The sequence below is a fragment of the Streptosporangium sp. NPDC003464 genome (assembly GCF_053588315.1).
Map to the genome: position 1 here is coordinate 1 of NZ_JBSFPS010000388.1, position 6,666 is coordinate 6,666.

The following is a 6,666-nucleotide window of genomic DNA, read 5'->3' on the forward strand; positions in this document are numbered from 1 at the left end:
GACGTGCGTGAGGCGCTCGCGCGGGCCGTTCGGCCAGAAGGCGCAGGGCCAGATGTTGTTCTTGAGGGGGCCGAAGAGGGGGTGGCGCGTACGGCTGCGCTGGACGTCGTTCCAGTAGGTGTCGGGGTCACGCGGCGCGGCGCGGTCGCCGCAGATGATCGCGGCGGCCGGGCCGGCGAACGGGGAGCCGGCGCTGGTCAGGACGAACGTGAGGAATCCATCGAGTTCGGAGCCGGGGTCGGCCGGGCGGCCGTGCGCGGCCTCGTTCAGGGTCCGAACGGTGGAGGTGAACTGCGCGCGGGCCGCGGGGCGGTCGTCGCCGGAGCCGACGGAGAGGATGTACGGGACCGCCTGGTCGTCCACCTCGTACGCTCCGACGCGCAGCGGGCGGTCCTGCGCGGCGGCGACGATCGCGTTCACGGTGGCGAGCACGCGGGCGGTGGTGGCGCCGAGGCCATAGGTGCCGTGACGTTCGGCGGCCCAGGCCGCCCAGCCGCGCAGCGCGCGTTCCGCCTCGTCTTCGGTGCCCCGCGTCGCCCTGGGGCCCCACTTGTCCGGGTCGCCCGCGCTGTCCAGGACCACGCGGTCGGTGCGGCCGGGGAACATCTGGGTGTAGACCGCGCCCAGGTAGCTGCCGTAGGAGTAGCCGAGGAAGGAGATGCGGCGCTCCCCGAGGACGCGGCGCACGAGGTCGATGTCGCGGGCCGTGTCGCGCGTGTTGGCGTACGGGAGCACGTCGGCGTGACGCCGGGCGCAGCGCTCGGCCAGGTCGTGCTGGACCGCCACCTGGTGATCGAACCGGGCGCGGGTCGGACCGGCCGAGCGGAGCCACAGGCCGATGGGCCAGCCGCAGTCGAGCGGCGTGCTGCGCCCGACGAAGCGCGGGTCCAGGCCGACGAGATCATAACGGGCGGCGACGTCCTTCATGGCCGCGCGCGTCCGCAGGGGCATGCCCAGCGTGCTCTCGCCGGGGCCGCCGCTGTTGAGGACCATGGTGCCGATGCGATGGGCGCGGTCGGTGGCGGGGAGGCGGGACAGCGCGAGTTTGATGGTGCGGCCGCCGGGCCTGGAGTGGTCGAGCGGGACGGTGAGCTCCGCGCACCGTGCGCCTGCCCGGTCGAGCTCCTTGCCGAGGGCGTCGTCGGGCCCCTGGGCGCAGGGCTTCCAGTCGAGCGGTGGGGGCGGGCCGGCGTCGGCTGTGGCCGGGGGTGCGACGGCGGCGGACAGGGCGATCAGGGCGAGGGCCGGGACCAGGCGTCCGAGGGCCCGAACACATGTCAGTTTCATGGTCGGGGACGCTATTCCGGCCGGACGTCCGGCACGATACAGCCGGCCGCACGCGCGTTGGTACAGCCCGCTGTAGTGTCCGGCGGGGACCGATGACGGATAATGATCTCCGTACGGCGTCGTGAGGAGGGGCACATGCGTGACCGTGCGTTCTCCGGCTCGGTCTACCTGCTGGGCACGTTGGCCACCGCCGTGGTCACGGCGCTCGCGCTGCCGGTGCTGCTCGCGCCGCCGGCGGCGCGGGGCTGGGCGGACTGGCACCGTCAGCGGGCCGGCAGGCTGCTCGGTGTTCCGGTCGACGGGCGACCGGGCGGGCGGCGGAATCTCGCCTGGGCGCTCGCGCACGTCGCCGTCGGGTTCCCGCTCGGGCTGGCCGCCCTGCTGTGCCTGGGCAACATCCTGGTCGCCGCGGTGGCGTTGCCATTGTGGTGGGCGTTTCCCGTCGACGCGCGTCCCACCCTGCTCTCGTTCTTCGATGTCCATGTGGGCGATTGGGAGACCGCGCTGGTCGGGGGATCCGTTCAGATCGCCGTCCTCGGTGCGGCGGCCTGGTGGGTGCTCCCGGCGCTGGCGCGACTCCACGCGCGGCTGTGCCTGGCGGTGCTCGCGCCGTCGGCCCGCGAGCGGCTCACCGAGCGGGTCGACGTGCTGACCAGAAGCCGGGTCGGCGTGGTCGACGCCCATGGCGCGGAGCTCCAGCGGATCGAACGCGATCTGCACGACGGGACGCAGGCGCGCCTGGTGGCCATCGCCATGCAGCTGGGCATGGCCCGGGAGTCGCTCGCCGACGATCCGGACACGGTGGCGGCGCTGCTCGCGCAGGCGCACGAGACGGCGGAGGAGGCGATGGTCGAGCTCCGCGCGGTGCTCCAGACGATCTACCCGCCGATCCTCGCCGACCGCGGGCTCGACGGGGCGCTGACGGCGCTGGCCGCCCGGTCGAGCGTGCCGGTCCACATCGAGCTCGCCGATCTGGGCGCGCTCCCGGCGACCGTGGAGGCGGTGGCCTACTACGTGATCGCCGAGGCGCTGACGAACGTGGCCAAGCACGCCGCCGCCACGCGGGTGGCCCTCCGGATCGAGCGCGCCGACGACGTGCTGTCCATCGAGGTCATCGACGACGGAAGGGGCGGCGCCGACGAGGCGCGCGGCACCGGGATCGCCGGAATATGCCGGCGGGTCGCCGCCCTGGACGGCACGGTCCGTCTCGACAGCCCGCCGGGCGGCCCCACCACGCTCGCCGTCCGGATACCGTGCGTGCAGTGATCGTTCAGGGGGTCCCGTGCGGGTCGTGATCGTCGAGGACAACGTCCTGCTGTCCAGCGGCCTGGAGCTGCTGCTGACGGCGAAGGGCTGCGAAGTCGTGGCGGTCGTCGGCGACGGCGAGGCGTTCCTCGACGCCGTCACCGAGCACCGCCCCGACATCGCCATCGTCGACGTGCGGCTGCCACCGTCGTTCCGCGACGAGGGGATCCACGCCGCGCTGCGGGCCCGCCGCGAGCACGGCGCGCTGCCGATCCTGGTGCTCTCGCAGTACGTCGAGCGCGAGTACGCCGGCGAGCTCCTCTCCGACGGCCGCGGCGGCATCGGCTACCTCCTCAAGGACCGCATCGGCCGGGTGGCCGAATTCGTCGACGCCCTGCGCCGCGTCGCGGCCGGCGGCACCGCCATGGACCCCGAAGTGGTCGCCCAACTCCTCGTCCGCCGCGCCGGTGACCCCCTGGACACCCTCACGCCCCGCGAGCGAGAGTCGCTCGCCCTCATGGCGCAGGGCCACGACAACGCCACCATCGCCGAGCGGATGCGCATCTCCGACAACGCCGTCCACAAGCACATCGGCAACATATTCGCCAAGCTCGGCCTGGCGCCGGACGACTCCGGCCACCGCCGCGTACGCGCAGTACTCACCTACCTGGACGGCACGTTCCGGCCGGCCGAGCCAGACCCCGGTACGCGGAGTCTGTGAAGTCCGCCAGGAAATGTCGAGAACCCGCGTGTGGTTCCGTCCCCGCGGTGAACACGGCCACAATGGGCCGTGCCGTACGGAGGAGAACATGATGGCCAAGTACCTGCTGCTCAAGCACTACCGGGGCGCGCCGGCAGCGGTCAACGACGTGCCGATGGACCAGTGGACGCCGGAGGAACTCTCTGCCCACGTGCAGTACATGGCGGACTTCGCCGCCCGGTTGGAGGGAACGGGCGAGTTCGTCGACGCCCAGGCGCTCTCCCCGGAGGGGACGTTCGTCCGCTACGACGGCGAGGGGCGGCCGCCGGTCACCGACGGCCCGTTCGCGGAGACCAAGGACCTGATCGCCGGCTGGATGGTGATCGACGTCGACGGCTACGAGCGGGCGCTCGAGCTGGCCGGCGAGCTGTCGGCGGCTCCGGGCGCGGGTGGCAAGCCGATCCACGAGTGGCTTGAGGTGCGCCCGTTCATGGTCGAACAGCCAACGGTGATCGAGTGAACGAGTCGCTGCTGCGGGAGCTGGTGCCCGTGGTGATCGGTGTTCTCGTCCGCCGCGGAGCCGACTTCGCGGCGGCCGAGGACGCCGTGCAGGACGCCCTGGTCGAGGCCGTACGCGTGGGGCCGGACGACCCGCTGCGAGATCCCAAGGGCTGGCTGATCACCGTGGCCTGGCGCAAGTTCCTCGACGCCGCCCGCGCCGAAACCTCCCGACGGCACCGCGAGATACGCGTCGAGAGCGAGCCGGTGCCCGGCCCGGGTGAGTCGGCCGACCACACGCTCCAGCTGTACTTCCTGTGCGCGCACCCGTCCCTGACGCCGGCCTCGGCCGTCGCGCTCACGCTGCGCGCGGTCGGCGGCCTGACCACGCGTCAGATCGCGCAGGCCTACCTCGTGCCGGAGGCGACCATGGCCCAGCGGATCAGCAGGGCCAAGCGCACCGTCTCGGGCGTACGGTTCAACCAGCCGGGTGACGTCGCCACGGTGCTGCGCGTGCTCTATCTGGTCTTCAACGAGGGCTACTCCGGCGACGTCGACCTCGCCGGTGAGGCGATCCGGCTCACCCGCCAGCTGGCCGTGATGACCAAGCATGAGGAGGTCGCGGGCCTGCTCGCGCTCATGCTGCTCCATCATGCCCGGCGTCCGGCACGGACCGCTCCCGACGGCAGGCTCGTGCCCCTGGCCGAGCAGGACCGCGGCCGGTGGAACACCCGCCTGATCGCCGAGGGGGTCGACGTGCTCCAGGCAGCCCTCGCCCGCGACCGGCTGGGCGAGTTCCAGGCCCAGGCCGCCATCGCCGCGCTCCACGCCGACGCCAGGACGGCCGAGGAGACCGACTGGGTGCAGATCGTCGAGTGGTACGACGAACTGGTGCGCCTCACCGGCAACCCGGTGGCCCGCCTCAACCGGGCCGTCGCGGTCGGTGAGGCCGACGGCGCGCGGGCCGGTCTGGCCGCGCTGGCTGAGCTCGACCCCGCCCTGCCCCGCCATACCGCCGTCGCGGCCTACCTGCACGAGCGCGACGGCGACCCGGTGACCGCGGCACGCCTCTACGCCGAAGCCGCCCGACAGGCGCCCAGCCTCCCCGAACGCGACCACCTCACGCGACAGGCCGCACGGATCAACGCGCAGCTGCGCGGTTGAGCGCCGACGCGATCGACCGAAGGCGAGCTCGACAAACCGAGGCCGGAGCCGACCAGCCTCAACCGGCTCGGCACCACCGAGGAGACCGCGCAGGTGCGTGACGGCGGCGTCGATGTAGAGGCTGTTCCGCCCGCCTGCTCGGCGCCTGTCACGGCCCGGCAGGTCCGGGAAGGCCGGCCGGGTCGCGCGCCGCACGCCCGCACGTGGACGCCTCGCGAAACTCCGGCCGCCACGCCGGCGCCGCCATCGCGCCATGGATGCTTACCGTCAATGATCGACTACTCTGTGTGTTGATCATGCTGGTCGACGACCGAGCGCCATGACCCCATTCCGTCCACCGAGGAGAACGAGCATGCGCATGAAGCTCACCACCATCGCCCTGGCCTCCGCCCTGACCGGTGGCGCCCTCTGCGCCGGCGCCGCCGCCTACGCCGCGATCGGCGGCGCCCAGGCCCCCTACGCCCGTGCCGCCGCCATCGTCAACGCCGACGGCACCGTGGTGCGCTCCAGGGGCGTCATCGACGTCCGCAAGATCGGCACCGGCCGCTACTGCATCCAGCTCGACGCCGACATCGACGCCACCAAGGCCGTCCCGGTCGCCACCAAGCGCTGGGGCGCCCCGTGGAACGCCAGCGTCTTCGTCACCGATGACGCCACCGAGTGCGGCAACGCCGCCCGCCACGTCTTCGTCGGCACCGGAAACGGCTCGACCGGCGCCGACGTCCCCTTCCACGTCATCGTGCCCTGAGGCCGAAGAGCACCTCGCCAAGACGCGGATGAGCCGGCGCGGGGCTGCGGAGCGGACCGGCGCTTCAGGTCAGGTCCCACAGCCGCACCGTCCCGTCGATGCTGCCGGTGACGACCTGGGGGTTGCCGTCGATCACCACGGCCAGCGCGAACACGGCGCCGTGGTGATCGGTGAACGGCTCGCCGATCTGCTGACCGCTGGTGAGATCCCACAGCCGCACCGTCCCGTCGTGACCTCCGGTGACGGCGACGGGACGGCCGTCGATCAGCACCGCCGCCACCGCACCCACCCCGCCGCCGTGCCCGGTGAGGGGGCCGCCGATCTGCCGACCGGTGGTGAGATCCCACACCAGCACCGTCCCGTCCTCGTCGCCGGTGACGACGTGGGGGCGGCCGTCCACCACGACCGCCGCCACCTGACCAACCTCGTCGGGGTGTCCGGTGAGGGGTTCGCCGATCTGCCGACCGGTGGTGAGGTCCCACAGCCGCACCGTGCCGTCGGCGCCTCCGGTGACGGCGACGGGGCGGCCGTCCACCACGACCGCCGCCACCGCCCACAGCTCGCCGTAGTCGACGGTGAGGGGTTCGCCGATCTGCCGACCGGTGGTGAGGTCCCACAGTCGCGCCGTCCCGTCGGCGCCGGCGGTGAGAACGCGGAGCCGACCGTCGATCAGTGCTGTCGTAACCGCCTCCACCCCGCCGGTGTGGCCGGTCAGGGGATCGCCGATCTGCTGACGGGCGGTGAGGTCCCACAGCCGCACCGTCCCGTCCTCACCTCCGGTGACGGCGACGGGACGGCCGTCGATCACCGACGTCGCCACCGCGCGCACCCGCTTGGTGTGACCGGTCAGGGGTGCACCGACCTGCTGACCGGTGGTGAGGTCCCACAGCCGCACCGTCCCGTCCTCACCTCCGGTGACGGCGACGGGACGGCCGTCGATCACCGACGTCGCCACCGCCTGCACCGGGCTGTCGTGGCCGGTCAGGGAATACCGAAGTCGGAGGCCGAGCCGGAAGCCGGTGGC

7 protein-coding genes are annotated in these 6,666 nt (G+C 73.0%); 5 read left to right on the plus strand and 2 right to left on the minus strand.

The annotated features are described in order from the left end of the window. A partial coding sequence (locus ACWDS7_RS45110; protein WP_451934302.1) for an alpha/beta fold hydrolase occupies nucleotides 1–1,287 on the minus strand: 1,287 nt, incomplete at its 3' end. A 135-nt stretch (nucleotides 1,288–1,422) separates the two neighbouring features. On the opposite strand from ACWDS7_RS45110, the gene ACWDS7_RS45115 reads away from it, so the two are divergent. The 5 genes from ACWDS7_RS45115 to ACWDS7_RS45135 all read left to right on the plus strand — a co-directional run bounded on the left by ACWDS7_RS45115 (nucleotide 1,423) and on the right by ACWDS7_RS45135 (nucleotide 5,642). After that, nucleotides 1,423–2,553, plus strand: a complete 1,131-nt coding sequence (locus ACWDS7_RS45115; protein ID WP_451934303.1) for a histidine kinase — start codon at nucleotides 1,423–1,425, stop codon at nucleotides 2,551–2,553. A gap of 16 nt (nucleotides 2,554–2,569) precedes the next feature. Beyond that, the gene (locus ACWDS7_RS45120; protein ID WP_451934304.1) at nucleotides 2,570–3,253 is read left to right on the plus strand and encodes a response regulator transcription factor; all 684 of its coding nucleotides are present in this window, start codon (nucleotides 2,570–2,572) and stop codon (nucleotides 3,251–3,253) included. A 91-nt stretch (nucleotides 3,254–3,344) separates the two neighbouring features. Next, nucleotides 3,345–3,752 carry a YciI family protein gene (locus ACWDS7_RS45125; RefSeq protein ID WP_306875867.1) on the plus strand — a complete coding sequence of 136 codons (408 nt, stop codon included), beginning with the start codon at nucleotides 3,345–3,347 and terminating at the stop codon, nucleotides 3,750–3,752. Further along, complete coding sequence (locus ACWDS7_RS45130) at nucleotides 3,749–4,894, plus strand: RNA polymerase sigma factor (RefSeq protein WP_451934305.1); 1,146 nt, start codon at nucleotides 3,749–3,751, stop codon at nucleotides 4,892–4,894. Before ACWDS7_RS45125 ends, ACWDS7_RS45130 begins: the two co-directional genes overlap by 4 nt. Before the next feature lie 352 nt (nucleotides 4,895–5,246). Next, a complete protein-coding gene (locus ACWDS7_RS45135; RefSeq protein ID WP_451934306.1) occupies nucleotides 5,247–5,642 on the plus strand; it encodes a hypothetical protein in 396 nt (131 codons plus the stop codon). Nucleotides 5,643–5,706: 64 nt separating this feature from the next. On the opposite strand, the gene ACWDS7_RS45140 is transcribed toward ACWDS7_RS45135, so the two are convergent. Continuing rightward, nucleotides 5,707–6,666, minus strand: a 960-nt coding sequence (locus tag ACWDS7_RS45140) for a WD40 repeat domain-containing protein (RefSeq protein ID WP_451934307.1), incomplete at its 5' end; no start/stop codon positions are given.